The sequence below is a fragment of the Novosphingobium sp. 11B genome, from assembly GCF_054589055.1.
The window spans coordinates 36,679-61,166 of record NZ_BAAILP010000147.1 but is presented as its reverse complement, the minus strand read 5'-3'; the positions used below and the strand labels follow the sequence as shown (position 1 = coordinate 61,166).

Annotated in this window: 37 protein-coding genes; 5 read left to right on the top strand and 32 right to left on the bottom strand. The window is 62.4% G+C overall.

Features of this window, described 5'->3' with window-relative positions; genetic code table 11:
• Window positions 1–3: 3 nt before the first annotated feature.
• The 12 genes from ACYPYD_RS13890 to ACYPYD_RS13835 are packed head-to-tail and all read right to left on the bottom strand — an operon-like array spanning window position 4 to window position 6,020.
• Window positions 4–273: a hypothetical protein gene (locus ACYPYD_RS13890; protein ID WP_459663705.1), complete on the bottom strand. Its 270-nt coding sequence runs from the start codon at window positions 271–273 to the stop codon at window positions 4–6.
• A complete protein-coding gene (locus ACYPYD_RS13885; protein WP_459663703.1) occupies window positions 266–577 on the bottom strand; it encodes a hypothetical protein in 312 nt (103 codons plus the stop codon). The genes ACYPYD_RS13890 and ACYPYD_RS13885 overlap by 8 nt, the downstream gene beginning before the upstream one ends.
• 2 nt (window positions 578–579) lie before the next feature.
• Entirely contained in the window at window positions 580–759 is a 180-nt protein-coding gene (locus tag ACYPYD_RS13880; RefSeq protein ID WP_459663702.1) for a hypothetical protein, read from the bottom strand.
• Window positions 756–968 (bottom strand): hypothetical protein, encoded by a 213-nt coding sequence (locus ACYPYD_RS13875; RefSeq protein WP_459663700.1) that lies wholly within the window; start codon window positions 966–968, stop codon window positions 756–758. The genes ACYPYD_RS13880 and ACYPYD_RS13875 overlap by 4 nt, the downstream gene beginning before the upstream one ends.
• The gene (locus tag ACYPYD_RS13870; protein ID WP_459663698.1) at window positions 965–1,189 is read right to left on the bottom strand and encodes a hypothetical protein; all 225 of its coding nucleotides are present in this window, start codon (window positions 1,187–1,189) and stop codon (window positions 965–967) included. The genes ACYPYD_RS13875 and ACYPYD_RS13870 overlap by 4 nt, the downstream gene beginning before the upstream one ends.
• A gap of 12 nt (window positions 1,190–1,201) precedes the next feature.
• Window positions 1,202–1,387 (bottom strand): hypothetical protein, encoded by a 186-nt coding sequence (locus ACYPYD_RS13865; protein ID WP_459663697.1) that lies wholly within the window; start codon window positions 1,385–1,387, stop codon window positions 1,202–1,204.
• Window positions 1,387–1,890, bottom strand: coding sequence for a hypothetical protein (locus tag ACYPYD_RS13860; protein WP_459663696.1), 504 nt, complete (start codon window positions 1,888–1,890; stop codon window positions 1,387–1,389). Before ACYPYD_RS13860 ends, ACYPYD_RS13865 begins: the two co-directional genes overlap by 1 nt.
• A 17-nt stretch (window positions 1,891–1,907) precedes the next feature.
• Window positions 1,908–4,553, bottom strand: a complete 2,646-nt coding sequence (locus tag ACYPYD_RS13855; RefSeq protein WP_459663695.1) for a toprim domain-containing protein — start codon at window positions 4,551–4,553, stop codon at window positions 1,908–1,910.
• Window positions 4,550–4,825, bottom strand: coding sequence for a hypothetical protein (locus ACYPYD_RS13850; RefSeq protein ID WP_459663693.1), 276 nt, complete (start codon window positions 4,823–4,825; stop codon window positions 4,550–4,552). Before ACYPYD_RS13850 ends, ACYPYD_RS13855 begins: the two co-directional genes overlap by 4 nt.
• A gap of 24 nt (window positions 4,826–4,849) precedes the next feature.
• Entirely contained in the window at window positions 4,850–5,188 is a 339-nt protein-coding gene (locus ACYPYD_RS13845; protein WP_459663691.1) for an ogr/Delta-like zinc finger family protein, read from the bottom strand.
• A 29-nt stretch (window positions 5,189–5,217) separates the two neighbouring features.
• Complete coding sequence (locus ACYPYD_RS13840; RefSeq protein WP_459663690.1) at window positions 5,218–5,679, bottom strand: hypothetical protein; 462 nt, start codon at window positions 5,677–5,679, stop codon at window positions 5,218–5,220.
• Window positions 5,676–6,020 carry a YdaS family helix-turn-helix protein gene (locus ACYPYD_RS13835; RefSeq protein ID WP_459663688.1) on the bottom strand — a complete coding sequence of 115 codons (345 nt, stop codon included), beginning with the start codon at window positions 6,018–6,020 and terminating at the stop codon, window positions 5,676–5,678. Before ACYPYD_RS13835 ends, ACYPYD_RS13840 begins: the two co-directional genes overlap by 4 nt.
• Window positions 6,021–6,102: 82 nt before the next feature.
• On the opposite strand from ACYPYD_RS13835, the gene ACYPYD_RS13830 reads away from it, so the two are divergent.
• Genes ACYPYD_RS13830 through ACYPYD_RS13815 form a run of 4 tightly spaced genes read left to right on the top strand, consistent with a single transcriptional unit; the run spans window position 6,103 to window position 8,866 of the window.
• The gene (locus ACYPYD_RS13830) at window positions 6,103–6,777 is read left to right on the top strand and encodes an XRE family transcriptional regulator (protein ID WP_459663686.1); all 675 of its coding nucleotides are present in this window, start codon (window positions 6,103–6,105) and stop codon (window positions 6,775–6,777) included.
• A 2-nt stretch (window positions 6,778–6,779) separates the two neighbouring features.
• Entirely contained in the window at window positions 6,780–7,232 is a 453-nt protein-coding gene (locus tag ACYPYD_RS13825) for an HIRAN domain-containing protein (protein ID WP_459663685.1), read from the top strand.
• Between the two features lie 12 nt (window positions 7,233–7,244).
• Window positions 7,245–8,261 carry a hypothetical protein gene (locus ACYPYD_RS13820; protein WP_459663684.1) on the top strand — a complete coding sequence of 339 codons (1,017 nt, stop codon included), beginning with the start codon at window positions 7,245–7,247 and terminating at the stop codon, window positions 8,259–8,261.
• 29 nt (window positions 8,262–8,290) lie between these two features.
• The gene (locus ACYPYD_RS13815; protein ID WP_459663682.1) at window positions 8,291–8,866 is read left to right on the top strand and encodes a hypothetical protein; all 576 of its coding nucleotides are present in this window, start codon (window positions 8,291–8,293) and stop codon (window positions 8,864–8,866) included.
• Window positions 8,867–8,889: 23 nt separating this feature from the next.
• On the opposite strand, the gene ACYPYD_RS13810 is transcribed toward ACYPYD_RS13815, so the two are convergent.
• The 8 genes from ACYPYD_RS13810 to ACYPYD_RS13775 form a co-directional block, all read right to left on the bottom strand.
• Window positions 8,890–9,885, bottom strand: a complete 996-nt coding sequence (locus ACYPYD_RS13810) for a contractile injection system protein, VgrG/Pvc8 family (RefSeq protein WP_459663680.1) — start codon at window positions 9,883–9,885, stop codon at window positions 8,890–8,892.
• A complete protein-coding gene (locus ACYPYD_RS13805; protein ID WP_459663678.1) occupies window positions 9,885–10,289 on the bottom strand; it encodes a phage tail protein in 405 nt (134 codons plus the stop codon). The genes ACYPYD_RS13810 and ACYPYD_RS13805 overlap by 1 nt, the downstream gene beginning before the upstream one ends.
• Window positions 10,289–12,538 carry a phage tail tape measure protein gene (locus tag ACYPYD_RS13800; RefSeq protein WP_459663676.1) on the bottom strand — a complete coding sequence of 750 codons (2,250 nt, stop codon included), beginning with the start codon at window positions 12,536–12,538 and terminating at the stop codon, window positions 10,289–10,291. The genes ACYPYD_RS13805 and ACYPYD_RS13800 overlap by 1 nt, the downstream gene beginning before the upstream one ends.
• On the bottom strand, window positions 12,535–12,663 hold the full coding sequence (locus ACYPYD_RS13795; RefSeq protein WP_459663741.1) for a GpE family phage tail protein: 129 nt from the start codon (window positions 12,661–12,663) through the stop codon (window positions 12,535–12,537). The genes ACYPYD_RS13800 and ACYPYD_RS13795 overlap by 4 nt, the downstream gene beginning before the upstream one ends.
• Window positions 12,664–12,671: 8 nt before the next feature.
• Window positions 12,672–13,031 (bottom strand): phage tail assembly protein, encoded by a 360-nt coding sequence (locus ACYPYD_RS13790; RefSeq protein WP_459663674.1) that lies wholly within the window; start codon window positions 13,029–13,031, stop codon window positions 12,672–12,674.
• Between the two features lie 132 nt (window positions 13,032–13,163).
• On the bottom strand, window positions 13,164–13,673 hold the full coding sequence (locus ACYPYD_RS13785) for a phage major tail tube protein (RefSeq protein ID WP_459663673.1): 510 nt from the start codon (window positions 13,671–13,673) through the stop codon (window positions 13,164–13,166).
• Window positions 13,674–13,708: 35 nt separating this feature from the next.
• Complete coding sequence (locus tag ACYPYD_RS13780) at window positions 13,709–14,863, bottom strand: phage tail sheath subtilisin-like domain-containing protein (RefSeq protein WP_459663671.1); 1,155 nt, start codon at window positions 14,861–14,863, stop codon at window positions 13,709–13,711.
• 10 nt (window positions 14,864–14,873) lie between these two features.
• On the bottom strand, window positions 14,874–15,224 hold the full coding sequence (locus ACYPYD_RS13775) for a GPW/gp25 family protein (protein ID WP_459663669.1): 351 nt from the start codon (window positions 15,222–15,224) through the stop codon (window positions 14,874–14,876).
• Window positions 15,225–15,345: 121 nt separating this feature from the next.
• On the opposite strand from ACYPYD_RS13775, the gene ACYPYD_RS13770 reads away from it, so the two are divergent.
• On the top strand, window positions 15,346–16,242 hold the full coding sequence (locus tag ACYPYD_RS13770; protein WP_459663668.1) for a hypothetical protein: 897 nt from the start codon (window positions 15,346–15,348) through the stop codon (window positions 16,240–16,242).
• 136 nt (window positions 16,243–16,378) lie between these two features.
• Here ACYPYD_RS13770 and ACYPYD_RS13765 read toward each other — a convergent pair whose 3' ends face one another.
• The 12 genes from ACYPYD_RS13765 to ACYPYD_RS13710 all read right to left on the bottom strand — a co-directional run bounded on the left by ACYPYD_RS13765 (window position 16,379) and on the right by ACYPYD_RS13710 (window position 24,486).
• A complete protein-coding gene (locus tag ACYPYD_RS13765; RefSeq protein ID WP_459663667.1) occupies window positions 16,379–16,903 on the bottom strand; it encodes a phage baseplate assembly protein V in 525 nt (174 codons plus the stop codon).
• Between the two features lie 26 nt (window positions 16,904–16,929).
• Window positions 16,930–17,505, bottom strand: a complete 576-nt coding sequence (locus ACYPYD_RS13760; protein ID WP_459663666.1) for a hypothetical protein — start codon at window positions 17,503–17,505, stop codon at window positions 16,930–16,932.
• A complete protein-coding gene (locus tag ACYPYD_RS13755; RefSeq protein ID WP_459663664.1) occupies window positions 17,502–18,101 on the bottom strand; it encodes a lysozyme in 600 nt (199 codons plus the stop codon). The genes ACYPYD_RS13760 and ACYPYD_RS13755 overlap by 4 nt, the downstream gene beginning before the upstream one ends.
• Window positions 18,102–18,104: 3 nt before the next feature.
• Window positions 18,105–18,335, bottom strand: a complete 231-nt coding sequence (locus tag ACYPYD_RS13750; RefSeq protein ID WP_459663663.1) for a DUF7940 domain-containing protein — start codon at window positions 18,333–18,335, stop codon at window positions 18,105–18,107.
• The gene (locus tag ACYPYD_RS13745; protein WP_459663661.1) at window positions 18,332–18,526 is read right to left on the bottom strand and encodes a hypothetical protein; all 195 of its coding nucleotides are present in this window, start codon (window positions 18,524–18,526) and stop codon (window positions 18,332–18,334) included. The genes ACYPYD_RS13750 and ACYPYD_RS13745 overlap by 4 nt, the downstream gene beginning before the upstream one ends.
• A complete protein-coding gene (locus ACYPYD_RS13740) occupies window positions 18,526–19,347 on the bottom strand; it encodes a hypothetical protein (RefSeq protein WP_459663660.1) in 822 nt (273 codons plus the stop codon). Before ACYPYD_RS13740 ends, ACYPYD_RS13745 begins: the two co-directional genes overlap by 1 nt.
• Before the next feature lie 2 nt (window positions 19,348–19,349).
• The gene (locus ACYPYD_RS13735) at window positions 19,350–20,777 is read right to left on the bottom strand and encodes an SGNH/GDSL hydrolase family protein (protein ID WP_459663658.1); all 1,428 of its coding nucleotides are present in this window, start codon (window positions 20,775–20,777) and stop codon (window positions 19,350–19,352) included.
• Window positions 20,778–20,790: 13 nt separating this feature from the next.
• Window positions 20,791–21,825, bottom strand: a complete 1,035-nt coding sequence (locus ACYPYD_RS13730) for a hypothetical protein (RefSeq protein ID WP_459663657.1) — start codon at window positions 21,823–21,825, stop codon at window positions 20,791–20,793.
• Window positions 21,825–22,451: a phage tail protein I gene (locus ACYPYD_RS13725; protein ID WP_459663656.1), complete on the bottom strand. Its 627-nt coding sequence runs from the start codon at window positions 22,449–22,451 to the stop codon at window positions 21,825–21,827. Before ACYPYD_RS13725 ends, ACYPYD_RS13730 begins: the two co-directional genes overlap by 1 nt.
• Window positions 22,448–23,443, bottom strand: coding sequence for a baseplate assembly protein (locus ACYPYD_RS13720; protein WP_459663654.1), 996 nt, complete (start codon window positions 23,441–23,443; stop codon window positions 22,448–22,450). The genes ACYPYD_RS13725 and ACYPYD_RS13720 overlap by 4 nt, the downstream gene beginning before the upstream one ends.
• A 70-nt stretch (window positions 23,444–23,513) precedes the next feature.
• Window positions 23,514–23,993: a phage virion morphogenesis protein gene (locus tag ACYPYD_RS13715; protein ID WP_459663652.1), complete on the bottom strand. Its 480-nt coding sequence runs from the start codon at window positions 23,991–23,993 to the stop codon at window positions 23,514–23,516.
• A 4-nt stretch (window positions 23,994–23,997) separates the two neighbouring features.
• Entirely contained in the window at window positions 23,998–24,486 is a 489-nt protein-coding gene (locus ACYPYD_RS13710) for a phage tail protein (RefSeq protein WP_459663651.1), read from the bottom strand.
• Window positions 24,487–24,488 lie beyond the last annotated feature (2 nt).

Below are 24,488 nucleotides of genomic sequence, written 5' to 3'. Positions count from 1 at the left end.
AGGTCAGCGCTCGCCGAGGAGGCGCTGGTTGAGTTCGAAGGCGCGCTGGGGCGTGATCGGCGTGGGCGTGGCCTGCGCAGCGGCGTGGGCCAGGTGCTCGGCGGCGCGGCGGCGCTCCCGGCGCCAGTCGCCCTTTCGACCCGCTTGATGGGCGGCGATGATGCCGGTGCGGATATCGCCCGGCAGCGCAGCGTAGTGCTTCTCGCAGAGGCGCTGCCAGCGCTTGCGGGTAGTGTTGCAGCCGGGCACGTCGCAAAGGTGGGCCTTAGCCATTGGCAATCTCCATCGGTGAGCGGGAAAGGGCGGGGTCAAGGCGCGCCAGCGGCGGGCCACCCCAGGACAGGGGCATGAGCTGGTGCGGAATGCGGTCCGTCGGCATCACGCTGAGCACGACTGCAACGCCCTCTGCGAAGCGCATGACGACGCGGGCGCGGGGGAGGCGAACAACCCGGGCGCCGAAGTCCGCGGCGATCTGGAAAATCGGTGCGGAGAGGGCGGTGCGTGCATCCTCTTCGGTGCCGCCGAAATAGGCGACGTAGCGTTCGACCGCGCAGGGTGTGACGGTGACAGGAACCATGGTCAGGCTCCCACACGCATGAGGTCCGCGACGGCGGTTTCCGCCTTGCGCACGCCCATGTCCCACCACAGGTGCGATCGGCTGTCGCGCCGGTATGGATTGGCGGGGACGGGGCCACCCTTGAAACGGGCGGCGATGACGGCATCGCGTGCTTCACGCTGGACGCGGGTGGATACCATCATGAGGCAATCCACTTCACGAGCTGGGCAACGATGACGACCAGACCGAGGATCGATGCGGAAGCGATCACGGTGGGATACATCTTGCGCTGGTAGAAAGCGGCGGAGAGGGAGATGCGCTGGCGCATGTCGGTGTCGATCGGGTCCGCTTCGAGGACGATGATGTAGCGACAAGGCGCTGTGTCGACGGGGATTGTCGTCGGCGCGTTCACTGCAGCGGCTCCCGCTCGCAGGGCAGGCCGGGAATGCAGACGCCGCAGAACGCCCGCAAATCGCCGCAGATCTCGACGGTAACCCAGCCCACAGGGAGGATCGGGCGGGGGCGGTGCTCGACGGTCTCACAACCGTGGCACTGGAAGGTGAAGGGGATCGGCCGACGCGCCAGAGCGCGTTCCGCTGCCGATCGTGCCTTGGGATGATGCTGGATGCGCATGACGGGCTCCAATCAGGACCAGGACGAAAGGGAGTTCGCGAGCACGGCCCCGGCCCATGCTCCGAAGGCGAGGCCGACGCCGATCGCGGCGGCGAGGAAGACGATGCGCAGGACCGGGGAGATGTCGGCGGCGCTCGGGTGGCGCGGGGCGCATTGGTGGCAACGGCAGTAGGCAGCGTGAATGCGGTCATTGGACATCAGGCAGCACTCCTGAGAGGTTCCGGAGCCGCAACGGCCCCGGCGTTTTTGCGCGCGAGTTCGGCGCGGATCTGGTGGGTGAGGGCGGCGAAGAAGTGGGTTTCGCGCTCGGGCTCGAGGTGCCAGCGCATCGCGATGACGTGCTGCGCCTGCAGGGCTAGCTCGCGGGTAAATCCTCGGCGTTCGCCGGCAATCTCCGCGATCGTATCGAGGCTTGTATCGAGGGCGGCCTTGCGCGCCTCGAGGGTGGAGAGGTGGGCGCGTTCGCCCTCGCCGGTGACGATCCACTGCCAATCGGCGAGGATCGCCGCGTAGATGGCCAGGGCGGCGTCCGCCTGCGCCTGGTCCAACTTTCCGGCCTTGACCAACTCGGGGAAGCGCTTTTGGCGCGACGCGAGCATGCTCTCGGCCATGGCGAGGAGATCAGGGTAGTCCCCTGCCGCCCATGGCGTGGAACTGTCCACGGTGAGGGCGCGCCAGATTCCGACCGTGAACCGATCCATGAAGATTCGGGGGCGGCTCATATCATCCGCTCCGCTTTCTTGGGCTGATCAAAAACCCAGCACGAAAGCACACGCGCCATCGGGTTGTTGACGTTCTTGGTCGCGATCCATTTGCGCGACTTCGAGTTACGCAGCAGCTTCTTGAGCAGGTCCATGTTGGGCGGGGCGATGCCGGCGTTGCGGCACCGCGCCTCGAAATCGACGAGGTTGATGGCGATCGTGGTGTCGGGATCGCGGTGCTGGTTGACCGACTTGCCGTCGGCATGGTCCTCCGGCTTTTCCCGCTCCAGCAGGTATTGGACCTTGTCCCAAAAGTCCGAGACAATCGGGTGATCGCCGCCGCAGGAGTTCTGCCGATCGAGCGCCATGGCATCGACGACGCGCAGGGTTTCCTCGATCCATTCGGGGCGGATCGACGGGAACAGCTGCTGCAGCGCCTCTACCCCTGCTGCGAGCTGGCTGTGGCACTTGATGGGGCGATCGTTCGACAGACCGTCGACGCGCTTGCGCATGTCGGCGTCGTGGAAATCGTAGCGGTCGAAGAAGAAGGGAAGGTACTTCGCCTCGTTGCGGGTGACGTGGACGATTGTCCCCGACACCTCCTCAATCGGCCATCGCTCCAGCTTGATCGCCGCCGTCTTCGTCGCCGGTGACCAGCGCGATTTGTCGATGTCCATCGACATGAGGCGTTCCAGCACGGCCGGGATCGCGTCGATCCGCTCGTTCTGCATGAGGTAGATGGTGCCGAGGAAGGGCGGCTCGGAGGTTTCAAACCCGCCGCTCTTCTGCCCGGTTCCGCGCGGGCTGCGGCCGTTGTAGAGAACTAGCAGCTCGTTGTAGTCGAACTGCTTGTAACCCTTGGCCTTGTCGTCATCGCGGCCGCCTTCGATCAGGCCAACCGGGAGATTGGACACCTTCATCAGGCTGCGGGCGAGGAACGCTACGGTGCCCTTGTTAGGATCGAAACCTTCGTAACCGGCGCGCCCCGCCAGCTTCCAGAGGAACTCTACCAGCGTGGACTTACCGGATCCCGGAAGGCCGGTGATCTCGAGAAAGCCGATGGTTTTGAGCTTCTCGCGGATCTGCACCGCGAAAAACGACATCGTAAAGAAGGCGAGGGCGATCAGCCCCTTTGGGCCGTAGGCGGTCCAGATCGTTGCGATCCATTCGAACGTGATCTTGTCCGCGTCGTAATGGATCTCGAGCATTCGCTCCGGGCTACGCAGCTTCACAGCCTGCCGGCCGAAGTCGAAGTACTTCTCCTGGTTGAGGTCGACCAAGCGACCATCGCGCACGGCCGTGTCGCCAAGCAGCCAGGCGCGGTGCGGCGCGGAGTATCCTGTGAAGGGGATGGGCTCGACCACTTTGAGGCCGCGCGTCTGGTTGCGGATCAGACGATCCAGCTGCTCGCCGGTCCCGGTCCACGTCCCAGCGAAGGCCATGAGACGCTTCTTGAATTCGCCCGAGTTTGCGCAGGCCGAGGAGGAGAAGCGGGCTTTCACCGTGGGCTCAGCGCCGGGGAAGTCGATCTGCAGGAAGTAGTTCGTCTCGTCCGCGATTTCGTCGCGTTCACGATAGAGCAGGCGGAAGGCGCAGTTCGCGATCTCCTCGATCATGAGGTTGCGCTTTTCGTCGTCGTCGTAGGTTACCTTGCACCACCACAGGCTGTTGCCGTGCCGGAAGTCGAACGAAGCGAGCTTGCGCTTCTCGTGCAGCATCTTCGCCTTTTCGCGTGGTGAAGATGCGATCGTGAGGCCGCCGTTCCACAGGTAGTTCTGGATCGCCTCGGGGCCGAGCGGAGCGCGATCCTTCTCGCCCCGCCATTCAACATGGTCGAGGAGAAGGTCGTTCCAGTCCTTCGATGTGCCTTCCCCGTCCGGCGTCACCTGCGCAGCGGTTGCGTTCCAGCCTTCGGATTTCGCCTGTTTCACGAAACGCCGGGCGAAGGAAACGCCGGCGGCGCCGGGGTCAAAGGCAAACACCAGGCGGGGCCGGGTGGCGCGCTGGTACTGCTGCAGCGCCGCTGTCAGCATCGACAGGAAATGCTTGGGCCAGAAGTTGCTCGACATCGCCGACACGGCGATCAGGTGCGCGCCCTGCTCCAAGGCGACGGCGTTGAAGATGCCTTCGGTGATCCAGATGTCATCGGCCCGGGCGAGATCCTCGAGCGAGATCTTGGGCGGGATCCAACAATGGCCCCCGGGCTTGCCGCCGTATGCGAAATGGGCCTTGCCGCTAAAACGGCCGGGCTTGTCGATGATGCGTTCCCAATAGGTATCGCCCACCGGGAAGCGGATGGTGGCGCTGGTCTCGCCCGTCTTGTGGTCGCGATAGACCTCTTGGGTATAGGAGCCGCGCAGCAGCTGCAGGTCGAGGCCGCGTTCGTGCGACAAGTAGGCGTCGGCCGACGCGCTGGGGTTCTCGTGAGACGGTGGATGGCGCTTCGACCAGTCTTCGAACAGGTCGGGCAGCAGGCTGCGGACGCTCTCTTCCCACTGGCACTTGCCCTTCCCGCACCGAACGATCTTCGGTTCCTTGGAAGCGCAGTACACCGAGGTCTGACGGCAATTCGGGCACACGCCCTCCTGCAGCCAAGTCCCCTTCGTGTTCTTGAACTTGAACCGGGCCTGCAGGCCCTTGATGACTTCCTGCTGCAGGTTCACCGGCGGGCGCCCTCACCGGCGACGACGTCGCTTTCGATGGTGTACTGAATAGCGCCGCTTAGTCCGGCGCATTCGTCCGCAACGGGCCGGAGGTTTCGCTTGTCCTCTTCGCTCAGGCAATTCAGCTCAGCGCAGCCAAGGAGAAGGGCTGCCGTGCGGAGAGTGCCTTGGGTTTGAGCGAGCAGGCTTTCCAGTTCGGCAATCCGGGCGCGGGTGTGTTTCTTAGGCAAAGCTTCCCCCTCGGCCGCAGCGCGGCCGTGAAAAATCATCATGGTTTGGGTGGGTGGCCCCGGCCGTCAGGCCGAGGCGAACATGCTCATCTGGCTGTCGTCGGGTTCGTCCCGACTAGGCGGCAGCACATGTGGAATCTGATCCGCAGGGCACTGCGGTAAGTCCAAATCCGGCCGGGCAATCAACCCGGGGTTGAAGCTGTGCACGAAAACGATCTCGGACATGAACGTGTGTCCGCAGCCCGTGTTGGTGCAGTGTGCATGCAGGTGCTTGACCGTCGCCGTGACCCGGGTGGAGCGCCGGATGAAGGCCGGCGCTTCGCACTTCGGGCAGGTGATAAGCGCGCTGTCTTTGGAGAGCGCCCCACCTGATCGAAGCCGGAATTCAAGCGGTGCATGGATCAACGGGCCCCCCCGCAGTATCCCCTCGCCACTCATTTTCGACCGTCCTCCGCTTCCTGCTGATCCAACGTCGCCAGACCATCGGTCAGGCTTTCGATCGCTTCGTGAACTTCCTGCCGTGCGCGGCGCCGGGTCCGAGGATCGGGCGAACTGCTGGCGGTGATGAGGGCGGCAACCGCTTCGCCGGTTTCCTTGGCGGCCTTGCCTGCGACGGCGGCGAGACAATGGTCAGGGCCTTCGCGGTTGGCGATGTCCAGGCGCAGGGCGTGGAGGCGGTGGAACGGGGCGTGATCTCCGCCGCGTTCCATGAAAGCGCGATCGAGCCGCTCGGCGTCGATCAGGCGGATTTCCTTCTCGCAGTCGGGGTCCGACCAGTAGCGAACGGTGCGTTCGGAAGTGACACCGCAGATCGCAGCGCACCGATCCCACCCGATCTGAGCAGCGATCTTGGTTAGCGTCGCTTCATATGTGAGGGGCTCACGGATCTTGGTCACAGCCCGGCCCCGTTCAAAATCTGGCGGCGATTGACCGCGACCCGGCGAGGTCGCCCGTCTACGCCGCTCCTGCGGACACTGGCGCGTTGATCGACGCCGGACCAGCGAGAGGGCGCCTCGGGCATTTCGACGGGATAGATATCGGGGCGAAGAAAGTGACGCGACACGCCGTAAAGCCGTTCAGCCAAGAGAACATACTCAGCGGGAAGCTGCTTGGACTGGTTGATCCAACGCCACACCTTGGGCTGTGTGACGCCGAGGTCACGAGCCATTTGGCTGTCGCTGCCAGCGACTTCGCGACAGCAAACCAATGCTTCGTAGCGGGAGGGTTCTTCGTCCATGAAGCGATCTATACAGAATTGAATAGGAAGGTCAACGAATTTGTAGCGTGTGCCGTTATTCAGTTTCGTATAGGCATCGGGAATGGCTGATATTGTTGGTTCCCGACTGGAATGGTTGATACAGGATCGGCGCACTAGCCAGTCTGCGCTGGCGCGGGAGCTGGGTGTGTCGCAGCCAACGATCGGCCGCTTGATCTCTGGCGAAACCCGGGAGACCGGAAAGATAATCGAACTCGCCCGTTCGCTCGATACGACGCCAGAATACCTGATCGGAGAAACCGAGGATGACGGCCCATCTGCTCGCGTTGTGATCTCGCCTGCGCTGGCAGGCGACGACACTGAGATTGTGGAGATCAAAGAGCTTGATCTTGCTTTCGGAATGGGCGGCGGAAGCTATCTTGACCTTCCCGTCAAAGAGAAGGGGCGGAAGTTCGCACGCGACTGGCTGCGCCTATATACTCTGTCACCGGCCAGCCGGATATTCATGGCGCGTGGGATCGGCGATTCGATGGCGCCTACGATACAAAACGAAGATGTTGTCATCATCGACACAGCACAAAATCTGGTCGGTATGGGCGACCAGATTTGGGCGATATCTTACGGTAACTTCGGGTTGATAAAGCGCCTTCGACCGCTTCCCAGCGGCGGCATTAAAATAATGTCGGACAATCCCAATGTCGAATCGGAGATCGCCTTTGACGGCGAGCTACACCCGATAGGGAAGGTGGTTGCCGTTATTCGCAAAATAGCGGGCTGATAGTGTTCGACACGCCTCTGCCTGCCATTTCGCTCGCCGTTGTCGGGATCGAGTTTGACAATCGCGACGGCTCCAACCGACGTTTCGCTATGGCGATGTGCGAGCCAGGTGATCCGGTCGAGCTGCGCCTCGAGCCCGACAACCCGGCAGATGAAAACGCGGTCGCGGTGTACAACGCTGACGGCATGCAAATGGGATACATCAGCTCGCAGCGGGCCGTCCGCATCAGTGCCCTGCTGCGGGCCGGTCGGGAAATGCGCGCCGTCCTGCAACGTAAGGCAAAATTTGGCGGGTGGGTTCGTCTTGCTTTCGATGGCGAGGATCCGAAACTGACGCCTGCGATGATCGCAACGGGGCCTGACGAGGCGGATGGAAGTACCGCTGAGCCTGACAGCCAAGTACCCGCTTCCGATCCGGACTTTTACCCAGATGAAACTTGGCCAGACGACTATTAAGAGGGGGTGTGAATGGTCGCTTTAAGCAGCGAACGGCAAATCTTTATGTGGAACCTTTGGCCGCACGCCGTGCCTGCGGATGCGCCTGTAACTGTTACTGTGCCTCGGATTGTGGAGCTCTTGCAGAACGAGTTTCAAGCAGGAAAGGCCTTCCTGTACATCGACGAGGACAACCGCGTTGTTGGTGAAAATGAGGCCAAGAACCCAAAAAATTGCATTTTCGTCGCTGACATTGTTGACCTGCCTCATCTGGATGCATGGGCAATCCTAGTGACCCGAGGCGACCCGGACGCCGCACATCCAAGCTTTATAAATCCGATTAAGCTCACCGTTAAGGACGTTAAGCCCGCCGACGACGAGGTGCAGGGGTGGTCGGCGCATATGCTGATCAGCAAGACCGCGCACACACAGGGCAGGCACCGCGCCTGTTTTGAAAAAATGCCGGGGGTGAGCAGCACGCTGGTAAACGCGTTCTTCGAGCGCTTGATCGATAATGCCACGGCTGATGACCCAGACCTGCTATATGATCGCCCTCTAAAAAGGGGGAAGAAGATCGAAGTGGTTGAGCGTCGCTGCAAGTACCGCCTCGGCATCAACAAAGTGCCAGCTCAGACGTTGAAAAAGGACATTGAGCAGGGCGTACTCTCTCAGATCACGCTGATTCGAGAGGTAGAGACGTATGGTGGGCCAGGAGATCCTTCGCGTTTTACTACCATCAAAGAAGAACTCGTAATCAGAACTAAAAAGGAAGGCGCTTCAAAGGCGTACGATCTCGCTCAACAGATTGCCAAGTGGGGTAAAGAGCAGAGCTACCAAGAGGTGCAATTTCGTATCGACAAACTTCCGGGCAACACGAGTTCATCGCCAAGATTCGAGTTGGAGAAGGCCGATGCTATGGACACTCTGTATTCTCGATCGAAGCGTTTGCTGGGTTTCACATCGACCCTCGCGACGTGCTATTCAAAGGTGTTCCAAGAAATCTGTACGATGATGGCCAAGGAGCTAACTGACAAGTCGAATTGGTCATGATCTGGGCGGTCCGACAATTGGGAGCTCCGATGCGATATCTGACGATATCGCAAGGCTCAGGCCTTTTTAGCTCCAAAATCACGTACGATTTTGTTCTTCCTTTTGTCGTGGCGCTGCCCGTTACCATTTTTGTGCAACGCATGCATGTCAGCCTTGGGCTGTTCGCTGACAGCGGACTTGTACCGAACGTGATCAATTTACTCAATTTGTTGATCGCTTTTTTCATCGCGGCTTTAGCAGCCGTTGCCACATTCGATCGTGTTGGACTGGACGATCATTTAAAAGGTGAACCTGCCATTCTAAGGCGCAAAAATAACCGAAGTACTATAGTAGAGCATGTTCTGACGCATAGGCAATTTGTTTGTTATCTCTTTGGATATTTGTCTTTCACGTCCATCATATTGTTATTTGGTTTGTATGTCGCACGAATGTTTGGAGATCAGCTGCGAGAAATTCTTGAAATTTCTGCATTTTTGCGCATCGCAATGAAATCTGTAGGGGGGTTCGCGTTCTTCTTTTTGCTCGCGCAGCTCGCCGTCACCATGTTACTTGGGATTTATTTTCTATGCGACAGGCTGCAGTTCATGGATGATACCACGGTTTGACCTTTTGTGCCGCTGCGGGCGATTTAAACGCTCTCCATACTTACTCGCTGTTTTAAGCCTCCGCTTCCCATGCTGGTATCGACTGACTTCACCAGCCAGGCGATGGCATCGACCTTCATGTTCCAGCCCGACAAAGCGACACGCTGGTTGGGCTGGATCCGAGGATCCGCAATCGCGAGCTCGTATTCGAACTCGTATGCCCCGCGTTGCCGCTTGGCCTTTTCCGCCTCGGTAGCCTGCTTCGCATCCGCCTCGCTGGCATAAACACGCTTCAGGCGCTTTGCTTTTGATCCGCCGGTCGAGGTCTTCTTCTTCTTCCCGCTCGCCTGATCGTGCCAAGCCGCCTCAGCGCCGTCGTATTCGTCGCGCTGGACTTGGGTGAAACGCCAGGACCATCCGTCACGCTTGGTGATGGCGAGCGGTGCGAGGGCTTTTCCGCTGACAGTCGTGGTGCTGCCGATCGGCATGAAGAGCAGCTTTCGATCCTTCCACGTCGCGACCGCATCATACCGGCTGCCGAGATCCTTCACGAATGCCATGTCGCTCTTACCGTGCTGGTCGATCGCGGAGATGGCTTTGCCGGATAGATCCGGATGGACCTGCGCCGTCACGGAATTGCGACTGGCGATGTCCTGCAGTATCTCGCCGACAGTCGTATCCTTCCACGCTTTGGTGCGGCGCTTGCGATAGTCGCCATTGAGATCGGCGGATCGTGCGCGGATCAGCACCTGGTCGGGCGGGCCGGTCAACTCCACCTCGTCAACGGTGAAACGGCCCTTGTCGACCAAGCCGACAATCACGTCCGTTCCCGACTTCCACCCTAGCGCCAGAGCTAACACCTTCCCCGGCTCAGGAAGGGCGAGCTTACCATCGGCGTTATGGAGCGTGAGAGACAGTTCGTCCGCCTCGCCCCCGCGCTTCTCGGAAAGGGAAAGTTCGACGAAGCGCGGATTGATCCTGTCAGCCAGGTCGATGCCATCAAGCGTGAGGCGCAGGCCGGCGATATTCGCGTCCGCCATCAGTCCACCCGGGTCAACTGAATCTGAAAATCCACCGCGCGCGGAATGCCGCCGGCGAGCACCGTTCGGTGGGCTGTGTCGAGCAGATCAATGCGGAAGTGCCCGAGCACGCGGCCTGCGCCGTCCACAAGCGGCCAGTTGCCGCCAGTGTCCGCCATCTCGACCAGACGATCCAGCGAGCTGTAGCTGCCGGCGATTTCCGGCACGAGCAGGCCAGCCAGTGTAATCCTATCCTCGCCGGGCCCGACGAACTGGCTGGCGGGGCGCGCCATGTGGCGATCGGTGCCCTCGTGGCGCCACGCCTGGCTGCGCTGGAAATCGGAATAGGCGGCCGTGTCCATGCCGAACAGGAACATGCCCAGCGTAAGCAGCTGCGAGGGCGACATGAGCGGTGCGGAGGCCATCAGCGATCCTTGAACTCGGAACGGCCCCGCTGGGCCAATTTGCGCTCGAACTTACGGAAGGCGGCATCAGCCAGTTCGTCCACATTCATTCCCGGCGTGCCGTGGATATGCAGTTCGATCGGCCCGAAGCCGCCGCCGCCACCTTGGCCACCGCCCGATGGGCTGGCGGCTGCATTCATCGGTGTGAGCGAAACCGCGCCGGCGGCCGCCACGCCAGACGCCATGCGTCCGATCGCGCGCACCGGGCCGTGGCGGTTCTCGTCGATGCCGCGTTCCAGACCGCCTGCGACGTGACCACCCATCGCCATGAACAGGCGTGAGGGTGATTTGATGCCAAGGTAATTGCGGAACGCGGTGACGCCGTTCTTCGCGACGTCGAGCAGCTTCCAAGCCAGCGCCATGGGATTGATCGCGAGCAGCAGGCCCTGCATCATCATCGACCCGATGTTCTTGAGCCAGTCCGGCAGACCCTGCAGCTTGCCCTTCACCCACGCGACACCGGCGGTGAAGGCAGCGCTGATCTTATCCCAATGGGTGTAGATCAGGTACGCGGCGCCGGCGAGCGCGAGCACAATCAGCGTGATAGCGAGGACGATCGGATTGGCCATCATTATCAGGCCAGCCCGTACCACCCCGCGAGCCAATAGCATTGCGGCACCTCGCACAAGACCGAATCCGCGCATAGCGAGACCGCCGGCTTGAATGGACAGTCGTGCGAAGACGCCAAGGTGGCGCCCGAAGCGTGAAATGCCATCGACCTTGCGGAAGTACGGAAGGATCCGCGCAAATGGCCCGAGCAAGCCTCCCACCGCGAACTTGGCTGCGCCGAGCCCAAACCGGAAAGCAATCAGGGCACCGACAGTCTTGACCAGGAACGAGGTAAGCTGCGGATGAGCCTTCGCCCATGCCCGCACCGAATTGGCGGCGGAAACCACCTGACGTGAAACGGTCATGACCGTGGGCAGCAGCTGCTGCCCCAACGTGATGTTGAGCCCCTTCAGAGCGTTCATCGCCAGGCCGGTGGCGCCCTCGGACGTCGCGATCGCGGAGAGATATTCCTTCTCCATCGATCCCGCGTACTTCGACTTGTCCGCGACCAGGGCGAGGTTCGTTTGCAGCTTGTCAAGGTTGGTGAGCATCGGCGCGATGGCCGACACGGATTCCGAACCGAACAAGTTGGTCAGGATACCGGCCTGCTGTGCCTTGGGCACCTTGCTCAGCCGCTGCAGGACGTCCGTGATCGCGCCGCCGGCGTCCTTCTGCATCCGGTCGGCAAGGTCCGTAGCATTGAGCCCCAGCGTTTTCAGCGATTCCGCTTGGCTTTTGGTCGCGGCGTCTCCCTTGGTGAGCGCCAGCATCATGTTCTTGATGCCGGTGGCAGCAACCTCCTCCTCGACGCCAACGCTGTTGAGCAGCTGCGCCATGGCGGCAACCTGCGGCGCGGTGACGCCGGCGACCTTGCCCAGCGCCCCGATGCGCGTGACGATGCCGGATACGTCGGTCGCCGTGCCGCCATAGGCGTTGGTGAGCGCATTGATCTGGTTGGAAAGCGTATTCACGCCGTCCTGATTCATGGCGAAGGCGGTGCGCCACTTCGCCATCATAGCGCCGGCCTCATCGCCGGACATGTCGAAGGCGACGCCCATCTTTGCCGCGTCCTGGGCGAAGCCGAGCAGTTCCTTGCGCGGAATGTTGGCGCGGCCGGCGGCGGCGACAATCGCCGCGATGCCCTCGGCCGCCATCGGGATCCGCGTGCTGAGGTCGAGCACGTCGTCCGACATCTTCGCGAACGCCTGAGGGTTGGGGAAGTCCACCACCTTACGCACATCGGCCATGGCGCTCTCGAAGGTCATTGCCTGCTTTGTGGCGGCGATCAGCGGCACCGCCATGGCTGCGCCTGCGAGCATGCCCTCCGCGCCCTTGCCGCGCATTTCCTGCGCGCGGTTGAGCATAGCCTGCCGATCGGCGGCGATGGCAAGGTGCCGGCGCCGGCGGGCAAGCTGTTCGTTGGTGCTCGCAATGCTGCGCTCGAGCGCGCGCTCCCGGTTCATCAGCTCGGTGACGTTCCCGGTTGCGCCAGACAATTCGCGCCGCACCTTTGCCAGCTCCCGCTCGAGCTTGCGCGATTCGCCGGTGAGGGAGCGGATCGAGGACGAACCCCGGCGGCCGAGGCCGACGATGTTGCGCAGCGCCCCGGACATCTTGTCAACGCCTAGGAAGTTCACGATCAGGGAAAGCTTGTTGCTCACGGTGTCCCGTCCTTGGGTGGGTTCATCCGGTTCCAGATCGCGACCGCCCGGTTGCGCCACTCCATCAGCTCATCCAGATCCAGCGTCTCCAGCTCGCTCTTGGGCCAATGCAAAATGTAGGCGATCTCGGCGATCAGGTCCTCGGGCGATGTTCCGCCATCATCGCCTCGATCGCTTCCCGTTCCGTCTTCGTGATAAAAAAACCGCGAATGGTTCCGCAGATCTCGGCCAGGTCGTCAGGCTCAAGGTTGTCGGCTTCGTCGGGACGTAGCGGTGGCTCCGTTACGCGCGGGATCAGCTTGAGCATCGCGGTGACATCAGTAGTCAGGATGTCCTGTAGGGTGATGCCGCCGCGCAGCTCGCCTGCCTTAGGCTTGCGAATATTGACTTTCCCGAGGCTGGTCTCGCCGCGAATGATCGGCGTGTTGAGCGTGACGGTTTCGTAACGGTTCTGCTGCGTGGTCGCGGCTGCGACGTCGGTCTGTTCGGCCATGTGCGGGGCTCCTGGTCAGCGGGGCAGTCGGGGCCGGGAAGGGGGAGAGAGATTACCGATCCTCCCCGGCCCACCACCTGGACGGCGCCCCGCAACAGGACCGCCCGGTGGATCTGGTTATGTTGGTGGGTGTCAGCCGAGCAGGATCGCCATAATTTCGGCGTAGCGATCAACGCCGCCGACAAGATGCACGCCGTTGATCATGTCGATCTCAACCTCGACGACACCGTCCACCTCGCGCCGATAGTAGGCGAGCGGGATCGTGTACTTATGCTCGGTGCTCTCGCCCGGCTTGCCCTTGCCGAGGTCGATTTCTGCGAAGCGTCCCCCGATAAAGATCTCGACAGCTTCCGCCGGGGTGCCGTCATCGGCGCGGTAGGCTGCAACGAGGCGTAGCTGCACGCCGTCGACTGCAGTGGTGCCGAAGCGGCGAATAAGAGCAGCGACATGGCCGCCCATAGTCATGGTGGCCTCCATCGCTTCGAGACCCATATCGCCTTTAACCGGTCCCAACATGCCGCCGTTGCGGATATCTTCGCCGGTGAACGCGAGCTTGGGCTCTTCGAACTCCGCAATGGTACCGAGGTAGCTGACGCCGTCGACATAGCCGTTGATGTTGATGAGTTTGCGACCGAGGCCCATGGCCGGATCCTTTCAGCGGGAGGGGAGGTTACGGCTCAGACCAGCTGGTCGGCGAAGTCCGAGTAGTAGAAATCGGTGATGACCAGATTCACGCGCGGGTTCTCCATCGGAGCGCAGGGCGTGAACTGCATGCGGAAGGTCGGTCGCCCGGCGGCGAGCTGGTCCGAGGTATTCGCCGCGCGATCGAAGAACGCCTGTGCGCCAACGATGCGGCCCTGCGTAACAAGCGCACGGAACGCAGCGTTCACCTTCTCGAGCAGGTTCTTGATCTGGCCCACGGTGATGGGCTGGTCGATGAACGGGCGGATGGTGGTGGCGATGACGTCCTGCAGGGCATAGCTGGTGCGCACCGCGCTTTCGAAAGCGAAATCCGGCGCGTCGTCGCCCGCCGTGGTGCGATTGCCCCAGAAACGGTAGCCCTCGGCGCGGATCATGGTGGTGATCTGCGCATCGTTGAGCACGCCGGCATCGGTGGAGGTGTCGAGCAGATCGAAGTGCACGTCCTTCGTGATGGAAAGAACACCGTCCATCGCGACGTTGGAGATGGTCTTGTGCCAACCGATCTGTTCGTCGATTCGCGCGCGAAGGCCGAGGGCGCGCGCGACAGCATCGCCCGCCCACCCGTTGGTGTCTGGCCACAGCAGCATCAGCTCGCGCGCCGAGAAGTTCTCGCGGTAGAGGATCGCGGCGGCGACGTCGGCGCCGATCGCGCGTGCATAGGCGAACCCGCGCAGCTTCTTGGCCGCGATCACGAGCTCGGTGCTAACCGCCTGTGTATCGAGACCAGGCGCACCAATGATGCGCGGACGAACGCCCACCAGGCTCTCGGCCGCGAGCAGAGCCTGCAGGCCGGTGTAGGTGCCGCCGGTGGTATCGCCGATGACGTTGTCGTCTGTCTCGGCCGTGGTCGCCCCTTCTTCCACCCGCACGACGATGACCACCGGGCTGGACTGATCCCCGATCGCCTCGAGCGCGGCCTTGAGCGTGCCCAGCTTCCCGGCCTTACCGGCCGCAATGTCGACGCTGGTGACCAGGACCGGCGTGTTGAGCGGGAAGGCGGCGTCGATCTCGGCGGCAACATCGCCGACACCGGCTTCGCTGGTGGCGATCAGCCCGATCACCGACATGCTCGACGGGGAAGCGGTGACGGTGCTGTCGGACGATTCGGTAAGGGTAAGACCGTGGGTCATGGACGCTTCCTCAGCGGGTGATGGGGATGGAGAGGGTGACCTGCGCGTTTGGCTCGGGCACGTCGGTGCGCTTACCGGCGATGGAGATCGTGAGAGAACCGTCCGCGAACGTGCCGCTGACGTCGATCTTGGCGATCGAAAGGCGCGGTTCCCAATCCCGGATGGCCACGGCAGTTGCCGCCCGCATGAGCATGACGTTGGCCGCGTTCATCGGGCGGTCGATCAGGTCGAACAGGATCGAGCCGAATGGCCGGCGCATCGCGCGTCGGCTCAGCGGCGTCGTCAGGATCTTGCCGACCGACTGCGCAAGGTGCGCGGTGCCGTCGAGCTGCTTCCCGGTGTTGGCGTCCATCCCGATCATGGGAGGATCAGAGCGCGATCTAAGAGGGAAATGCCATAACGCGGGCGGGTGAATATCGGCGCTACCAGCAACGGGCTATCACGTTTAATTGTAGCGCTGAGCTATGTGGGGGATCAAAACTATGAACGTCAATGCCGAGCTGTTTGATACTGGACCTGACTATCAAAAAGCTAAACAGTCAGCCTTCGCTATCAGCATCCTCGTTTTTCTTGCCTGCCTCGCTGTCCCCGATCCGAACGGGAGATTTGAATTCGAAGCACTTGATGTAAAAGTTTCAGCTCCATTACTCGTCATTCAGCTATTGCTGCTCGCTATACTCGCGTACGCCGCATATGGATTCCGAATAAACCGTAGACGCGCTTTCATCGAGCACACGAAACTTGTCCGTAAATTCGGTGATGTCAGCCTCTACGAGGCGCTGACTGGTATCAAGGCGGAGTTCGAGAGCATTCTTGCTTCGGCGAAGGCTTTGGCAACCAACTTCGCTGGGGCCGCCAGCACGATGGCGAACATTGAAAGCATGAAGCAGGAAACTACGGATCACTGGCTGGATCAAATCAGCCAGCATCACCAAGAATCCGTTGATAGCATTCTGGATACTATTGCTGAGCCAGCAGACGACAGCTCGGCGGAGCTGGAGCGTTTCAAAGCAGAAATGCGGACCCGAGCAGCGGTTCCAACTTCAAACTATATTTTTGCAATTAAAGAACAGTTCGATAGGAAGGTCGATGAAGTGTCGACCCATAGATACCGCGTGTCCATCTATAACCTTTCTACCTCGGCTGAGCGGTTGAACGCGGCGACCGCCCACGATATCCCGGTCATGAAGGCTGCAATATTGGCGATGGAAAGTGCCATGAGCACAGTAAGCGACAAAATTGCTCCCGAAGAAGTGCGATTCTTCTTTGTAGAGACCGCCGTCGTTTTTTTGGCCTTGGGAGGATCTGGTCTGTTTCTGCTCTACCGGCTCGCACAACATATTCCGTTCCGGACCATCTGGCAGAACTTGGGCTGCTAAACGGGAGCGAAGGTTCGGCGTGTCTCCGCCACGGCCGGACGCAGGATCTGTTGCGACGGGGGCAAATAGGTGATCCGAAAACGGTGGCCCGGTGTTCTTCTCGCGTTTCCCCGCGCAGTGAGCACCTGACCTCTCTTCAGACCGGCCCGCCCGATTGGGCGCTGCCCGCCTGGACGTTCCCGTGCTTGTGGCTGTTGAGGCTGATACCTGCCGCAACCACGTCCTCGCTTGCGGTAATCGTCCCTTCCACCGTGACGTCCCCCCGGATCGTCATTCCGCCCGGTGCTTCTATGAGCGCAGTCCCGCCGCCGGGCAAGGTGGCAGTGAGGGCGTGGCCCACAGGATCATAGGTGATCCGCGCGCCGTCCTCGAATTCGACGCCTTCGGTCAGGCCCCACGAAGGAAGCGGGAACGCGTCCTGGTCGATTCCAGCGAGCGCCACGGCAGCGGCAAGTTGACCATCGGGACAGAGCAGAATGACCTGTTCGCCGACGCTGGGCGGGCTCGACACCTTCGTCTTCCCGCAGCGAGGGGCGAGCCAGCGGATCGGCGGCGTCGTGGCGCCTCCATCGTCGTCATCTTCGTCGCCATAGAGCACGGTGCAGCGCTTCGCATCGAGATCGACGGTAGCGATCGTTCCGAGGCGGATAAGCTCCGACATATCCGCAGGGATATCTTCCTGGTCTTTCATCGGCCGGCGCTCTCAGGTTTCGCGAGGCCTGCCGTGATCAGACCTTGGGCCCATTCGTAGGCCGAGGCGGCGTAGACATAGGCGCCGTCGCAGGAGACGAGGTCGGCTGTGTCTGCCGCCACGACGGCGCTGGCGGGCGCTGCTGCATGAACGGCGGCACCGAGATCATCGGCGGGGAAGGTGGCAGTGGGGACACCGCTGCCGGACCGCAGGCCGCGAGCAGCGATGTAATTGCGCAGGCCAGCATTGTCGGCCGCGAGCGCATCGTGGGAAGTCTGGGCATCGGAAGCGATCTCCTGAGATTTGCGTTCTGCGGCGGCCGTGGTGGCCTGCGCGGCAGCGACTTCACGCCGCCATCCGGCCCGTTCGGCTTCGCGGGACTTCTTTTCCGTGGCGAGCGCGGTGCGCGCTTGGTCACGGCCGGCGAGGGCATCTTCCTTCCCTGACCACTGCCACCAAGCGAGAACCAGCAATGCGGCGCAGGCCGTGGGGGCAGGGTGACGGCGGGCCAGACCGAGCAGCCACGCTGCTACCCGGCCCAGCCCGCCCAGCACGGCGAGCAGGAGCTTCATGCCACCCCCCGGAGGCAGATCGCCCGCTCGCGCCCACGACGCGCTGTCAGGCCGGCGACAGGGCGGAGCACGCCTTTCGGGTGCGCCTTGTCCTTCACGCGCGCTTTGTTCCACATGCTGAACGCATCGCACCCGGCCCGCCACTGCCGCGCGTTGAACCGTCGCGCCACCGTGGATCCGCAGTAGCCCCCGACGCCGATGTTGTAGGCGAGCAGCACAGCCGCGACCCGCTGGTAGTCGCGGCCATCTGCGCCAAGCGTCGGCGTGCAGGCCATGACGCCCTTGGCATGCTTCGCCAGTTCGGCCTCGAGCAGGGCAGCGCACTGCGCCTCGCTGTAGCGCAGGCCCATCTTCACGCCAGCCGTGATGCCGTCGCAGGCGGTCGGGATCCCGGCAATGTCCAGGTAGGCTTTCAGATACTGCGGCCCGGCGACGTGGTTGATGGTCGCGGTGCCGTCGTCGGCCACGGCGACCGCGACCGTGCGGCCGCTCTCCTCCTTGGGCGTTTCGACCAAGAGCATCGAGGCGGACAAAAGACCGACGATCGCGGCGAGACTGCCGCGCTTTACGCCAACGGGGATCTTCAATTCCGACATGGCTCAGCCCTCCTTTCGTTGAGTGACGCGCAGGCAGATCGCGACGGCGGCAAGGCCAACGCCGACCAGCGGCTGCGCCCAATTCGGCAGCAGGCTCACGACATGCGCGAAGCCCTTGGGATCGGTCGCGGCCCAGCTGGTGACTGCGCCGCCGACGACGGCGAATTGCACGCTGGACCACTTCCACCAGTGCCGTGCACCGGGGACCAGGCGCGCTTTCAGCTTGGCAATCATGCTTCCGGTTCCTTGCGTTTCACGAGCCGCTGCACGGTCGGCGTTTCGTAGATGCGGATGGCGGTCCAGAGGATGGTCAGCAGGGAGGCGACGGCAGGCAGCACGCTGATGAGGCTCCCGAGCAGGGCAGTGAATGAAAGTGCGTCGAGCGAGAGCTTGAGGCCATCGGGAAGATGATCGAGCGCACGCATCAGGGCAGCTTCCAGTCCGAGCGCGCACGGTTGAGCGCGAACTCGGCATCTACGATGGTGTCGAACCACGCCGCCGTGGCTACGTTGGCGTCCTGTTTCACGTCCACCATGCGCATGCGGTAGAACCGTGAGACGGCGGAGGCGCCAAACGAGGCGTCGCCGCCGATCGTCGACGCTGCGGCGGTGCTGGGCTGCGCTGCATTGGCGCCAGACGCCGCACCGGCCTTGGTGATATCAGCCGCGTTGCTCGCCCTGATTATGCGGCGGCGGTACTGGAATCCGCCCGCTCCATCCTCGACGCGGCCAAGGGCGAAAAGGTACAGGTCGGACGCAGGGAGATTGAGCGTCGCGCTGACACCGTCCGCCATTACGGAGACCTGCAAGCCGCTTTGCGCGCCAGCGAGATATGCGCCCCAGCTGCCGGTCACCGGTCCGGACCGCATCCACCCGAATAGCTTACGGATCGCTCCTGCAGCGGCCGGGAGGTAGAGCCATACCATCGCGATGTTGCCGCGAGAGGTGGTGGCGGGTTGGCAAGATGCGGGCAAGGCGATCGTCTGGATGGCCGTGCCATCCATGACGAAGCCGCCGTCGAAACCCATGAGCGGTGCCGCAAAAGTGCCGTCAGCTCCGTCTGCCGGTGAAATGTCGATGACGCTGCTACCCGCAACCGGCGCGGCCTGCGATGGCCAGCACTCGGTATCGAGAGCGTCGATCACGAAGACGTCGTACTTCGTCAGCGCCGGGTCTTTGTAGAGCTTGTCGAGCACGACACCGGCAGCGGGCGTAGCGACCTGGTTGGAAGTGTGTTCTATACCCATGATTACCAGCCGTTCCGCTTAGTGACGTTGAGAATTTCGGCGGCGAGCGCGATGTACGCCGCCCCGCCGGTCGGGAAGTGAAGACGATCGTTGGCCATGATGCTGCGCGGCACCAGGCCCGCGTTGATGTCGTCTCGATCGTTCTGGTCAGGATTGGCGACTGCCCGCTGCAGCACCGCGACGGTGTCGATGTAGCAGTGCGGGTACTTTGCCTTCACCAGCGCCAGCAGGTTGTCGTAGATTGCGCGGCTTGCGGCGGACGTCCCTGAATCCATGTCCCACAGCGGCATCATTACGATGGTCCGCTTGTTAAGCGTGGCTTGCCGCGCGACGTAGAGATCGATGTACGAGAGGATCGTCTCAGCCGGGGTGGCGGCCGGGATCAGGTCGTTGGTGCCGATCCAGCAAACCTGAATGCGTTTCAGAACGTCGCTGTTGTTCGGCACGAAGGGGACGGCCTTGTCCACCTTCACAGCGACGCCGGCGGCCGCGCGCGCAAAGGTGTAGTCGTTCGTATTGGCGGTGCGGGTAAGCGTGCCAAGGATCCCGGACGAGCCGACCTGAATGACACCGGTCATGCTCTTTGGCTGAGCGATCGACGCATACGACAGAGGGTTTCCTACGACAGTCACCGAGACCGCATTGGTAGTGGCCGGTATTTCCGGGAAGCCACTCGCGCCGTTTGCAAAGGTCACCAGCGCCGGAAGTCCGCCCTGCCGTGCCAGGATGCTTCGCGACGCTTGTCCGCCAAAGCCTTCAGTAAAAACGTTTCGTGCCTCGCCTATCGCAGCGAAGGCGGCAGCGATCTCTGGCCAACCAATGGAGATTTCGGTCTCGCTGTCGCCGTAAATCACGAAATCCCTAGAGGGGTAGAGTGCGGCCTGCAGCACCGTCGATAGTGCACCGTCTCGGAAGAACTTCGAGACGTTGGTGCTGGAGCCGATGATGAAATCGCCCGTGCTATCGGCCCCGAACAGCTTGTTCTTGGCGCCATCGGTGAAGACGTGGATCCAACCAGCGCGATTCGAGATCGTGGCAGGAAGCTTCCCGGTAAGGAACGTGACCGACGCTCGCAGCGCGGCTATCGCCGCGTCGACGTTGCCGCTGAGTGCCGTCCAGAAGCTGGCGTCCTTTTTCCACCCGCCGAGGACGTTCTTCGCGCCGTCGGTGAAGACGTGCGGCCACCCGGAGCGAGCGGAGATCGTGCGCATGAATGAGCCGAGGAAGGCGGCCCACGTCTTGGCGCTTTTGGTACCCGGCCCGCCGGGCTCGCCATCGCCCTCTGCCCAATTGCGTGCTTGCGCAAGGGCGGGTGCGAGAAGCTCCGCAAGGGTCGCGGCCGCTGTTTCGTCATCGTAAACCACCGGAACCAGTTCGGTGCCATCGATGCTTTCAGGGGAAAGGCGGGGCAGATCGGAAATCTTGGCCATTTCAGAGGATCCTTCAAACGCCGATCGTGCGGATCCACACCGTCACGGTGCGATCGTCAGCGTTCCAGATTTGCAGTGCGATCGGTGCACCATTGCCGTCGCGCAGGATGGCCGAAATGCCGGTGTTGTCCTGAATCGAGGTATTGCCCTGAACCGAACTAATGCCGAGCGATGGGTTAACCCACGCATTGTGCGGCGTCGGCAGGTTGAAGGTGACGACAGAGTTTTCCGCCACCTGGAAGGTCGTCCACGTTGTCTTCTTGCCCGATGCATAGACCTCGTAGCCACCGATCTCGGTCAGGCTGCTCTCCACGATGCGGTCATACGAAGAACCGTGAAAGCCATCGAGCAGATCGGCATCAAGCAAGGAACCATGGCCATCGACGCCGATCAGCTTGGCTAGGATAGCTGCGGCGGTGGTTTCTGCTACGATGGGGGGCAGCAGCGCTTCCAACGCATCATCGCCAGCGACGCGCGCGTCAACCTCCGCGTCGATCGCCGCGAGGATGGCCGTCATGCGCTTCCGCAGCGTCTTTGGTGTCACGATCGTCTGCGCGTCGTCCTCACCGTCCTCGCTGGCATCCACGCGCGACTGCGGGGCGATTCTCGCCACCCCTCGACCCTCTTCCGTGGCAGGCGGATAGGCGAAGACCGCATTGCCGAACTCGATGTTCTCAGCAACGTCCGCTTGGAATGCGATGTCGAAGACGAGCAATGCAAAGGCGAGAGACGACTTCGACTGGATCGGTTCGTCGGAGGTGTACACGGCGAAAAGCGCGCCATCTTCCATGTAGATGCCAAGACCCGTTGCGGACCAGGCTTCGTCGGACGTGTCATAGACCGTCAGGTGAGTGATGTTCGGCGCTGCGGCCATACCGGACGTCACCGGCAAACGCTTGAATTCGCCGGGCAGGGTGATGAGCGTTGGGGCGTAGTCGAACGGCGTCGTCGTGAGGCCAAGGTGCGACAGCGTCACCGGGTCGGAACCAGCGGCGCCCTGGACAGCGGCGAGCCCGGCATCTGTCAGCTTGAGTGCAAGGACGGCCATCAGTCGGTCTCCAGAAAATCGAGGCCATCCTCGGTGCGGATCGGTTCGCCATTTTCGGTCTGGAAGACAGCATTCCAGTCGCGGCTCGCGTCATGTTCGGGCGCGTAGTCCGCGCGGAACATGGAACCGCCCATGCCGCCTGCGGCCATGAACAGCGTCCCTTGGGCTTCCATCACCTGGACAAAATCAAAGTGGGAACGAAGCGGCTTGGCAGCGGCGACATCGCGGATGATGGCCTGCGCGGTTTCCGGCGTCAGAAAATCGACCGGGATGTCGGACGGCGCGCGTACTTCGAAAGTGTGCGCCGGTCGGGGCGGATCGACCTCCCATCCTTCAGTGATGGTGAGCAGCGGGTGAAACCGCGCAAGAACCTGCTCGACAGCCGCCCGTGTGCCCTTGCGTTTGTGGAAGCGCATTGCATCCGCGACCGCTGCGCGCTTCTCGGCCTCTGTCCATGAGGTGTCCCAGTGGCTGATTGCGAGGCCCCAAGCGAGGAATGGCAGCGCCTCGGGGTCACACGTCGCCGGGTTCCATTCCGTACCGACCGCCGAGAAGTCGATGCGGGACAGCATCGCATCCTCAAGGGCGAGTTCGGCGGGTGTGGAGTTGAAGGGCAGCAGGCTCACAGCTCGGTGCCCGCAATGGTGACCGAACGCGAAATCGGGTTGCCGACCTGATACCAGTCCACCACCACGTCCGCTGCAGGCTGCAGTAGTTCCACGCGTTGGACGTTGCCGACATGAAGCGCTGCGATGATCGCCGAGCGCGCGGCGTCACGGTCGAGCTTGCGGATCTCGGCAAGATGCGCGTCGAGCGATGCGTTGGCTGTCGAAAGGATAAGGCCCTGATCAGGGCCGGCGAAAACCCAGAGCCGGGCCTCAATCGCGAAATCGACCTGTTCGGCGGGCTGCACCGAGACGTTGTCCGTCATTGGCCGAACCGGGCCTTGCAGGGCAGCGTCCACGGCGGCGAGTACTTCGGTGCTGGGCACGCCCGTACCGATCGAGGAAAGAACGGCTATCTTCACATCGCCTGGCCAGTCCGCGTCGTCCAGCGCGTCGGTCATGGCTGCGATCAGCTCGGGCGCGGCAGCGTAGTCCGCGAGAAGCTTTAGAACCAGCGTCCTGATGTCCGCAGGCTTGGGAGCGTACGCCTTTACGTCGGCTACATTGCCGTGCGCTGAGCGAGCATGAAAAACATAGGCCAGTTCGGGGCCGGCAACCGAGAAGCGATGAGGCGCGAGCTGGATGCGCTGCCGGTAGGCGGTGTCCCCTTCCAAGACGGCGGCGACGCTGCCGCTCGCCGGTGAGAGGACTAGGCGTCGCACGTCCATCAGCGCGCCGAGGTGATCGAGGTTAGCGCCGGCTGCGAAGGCAAGAAGAAAGCTCCGTGCCGCGTCGTTCACCGCCTGCGCGAGAACCAACTCGTCATAGGTGTCGGCCTGCAGCAGCATCATCGCCGGGTCGCTCTCCACGAGCGCCGAGAACGACGGCATCTGCGTGATCAGACGCGCGAGCTTGCCCGCGAGACGCGTCTCGAAATCCGGCTGGGCGACCAGGACCGGCGGCGGCAGCGTCGAGAGATCAACGGCGGGGGAGGAGGCAATGGATCCGACCATGCCTGTGTGCATGGGCCAGCTTCGTGCGCGCGCGGTAGGTGTTGCCGGGGTAGAGGCGAACTCTACCCGCTCAGTCTTCCGGATGCAGGAGCGAGGCCGCTATTTCCATCGCGATGCGCTCGTCGTCGGGGTTGAAACCGAGGATGCGCCGTGTGGGATAGCGGTAGCGAACAGAGCGGCCATCGCGCAAGCGCCCCACTGTATCCACCTCGCCAAACTGGCTGACTGCGGCCACCCGATCGACGCTTCCGGACGCGGGGCGAACCTCCACACCGTCCGCGTCGGCGTCGATCTTCCAGTTGCGCAGCCGCCGCAGGCCTTTGAACATCTTGCCGGAACTGCGCTTGCGGATTTTGCCGCGGCGATCGAGGCGAGGCTTGCGTGGCTCCATACCCCGCCCATCGGGCTCGACGTTGTCCGCGACGCGCTGGAGATTGGCACGGCGAAGCTCCTGGCCGAGTTTCAGCGCGGCCCTTCGCCGATCAGAGGGCGAAAGGCCGGCAAGGATCCGGCCAAACCATTCGTTGAACTCGCTGAGGTCCTCAGCCACCGCTTCACACCTCCCAAGGCGGGGTATCTTCGACCACCGTAACGCCCTTGAGCGGCGGTGCTTCGTCCGGTGCGATGATGCTCATGATCGCCGGGTCGAACGGGTCCGGTTCGCCTTGGTACTGCAGCGTGTACCCGCCGTCCTGCGCGATCACGGCACCGACAGTCTGGTCAAGCTGCAGTTGCAGGAGAATGTCCGCCGTCGAGTTGTCGAGGATGTCGGCATCGAAGCCGATCTCGCCGGAGTTCGGCATCATCAGCTCGGGCTGGTTGACCCGGGCCCACTCGAAGATCGCGAGGAACAGTACGGTGATGTCGCTGGCCATCTCGGTGACTAGGACGTTGGCCTGGAATGCGAACGAGAGGCCACGGCTCTGCGTTTGCGTTGACCGGGCAGAGCCCCGTTCGATCCAGATCCTTATGCGGTCCGGATCGTTCTTGAGTTCGGGAAGCGCGGCAAAGATCGCCTGTGTCAGGGTTTCGAGTTTGCGCACCG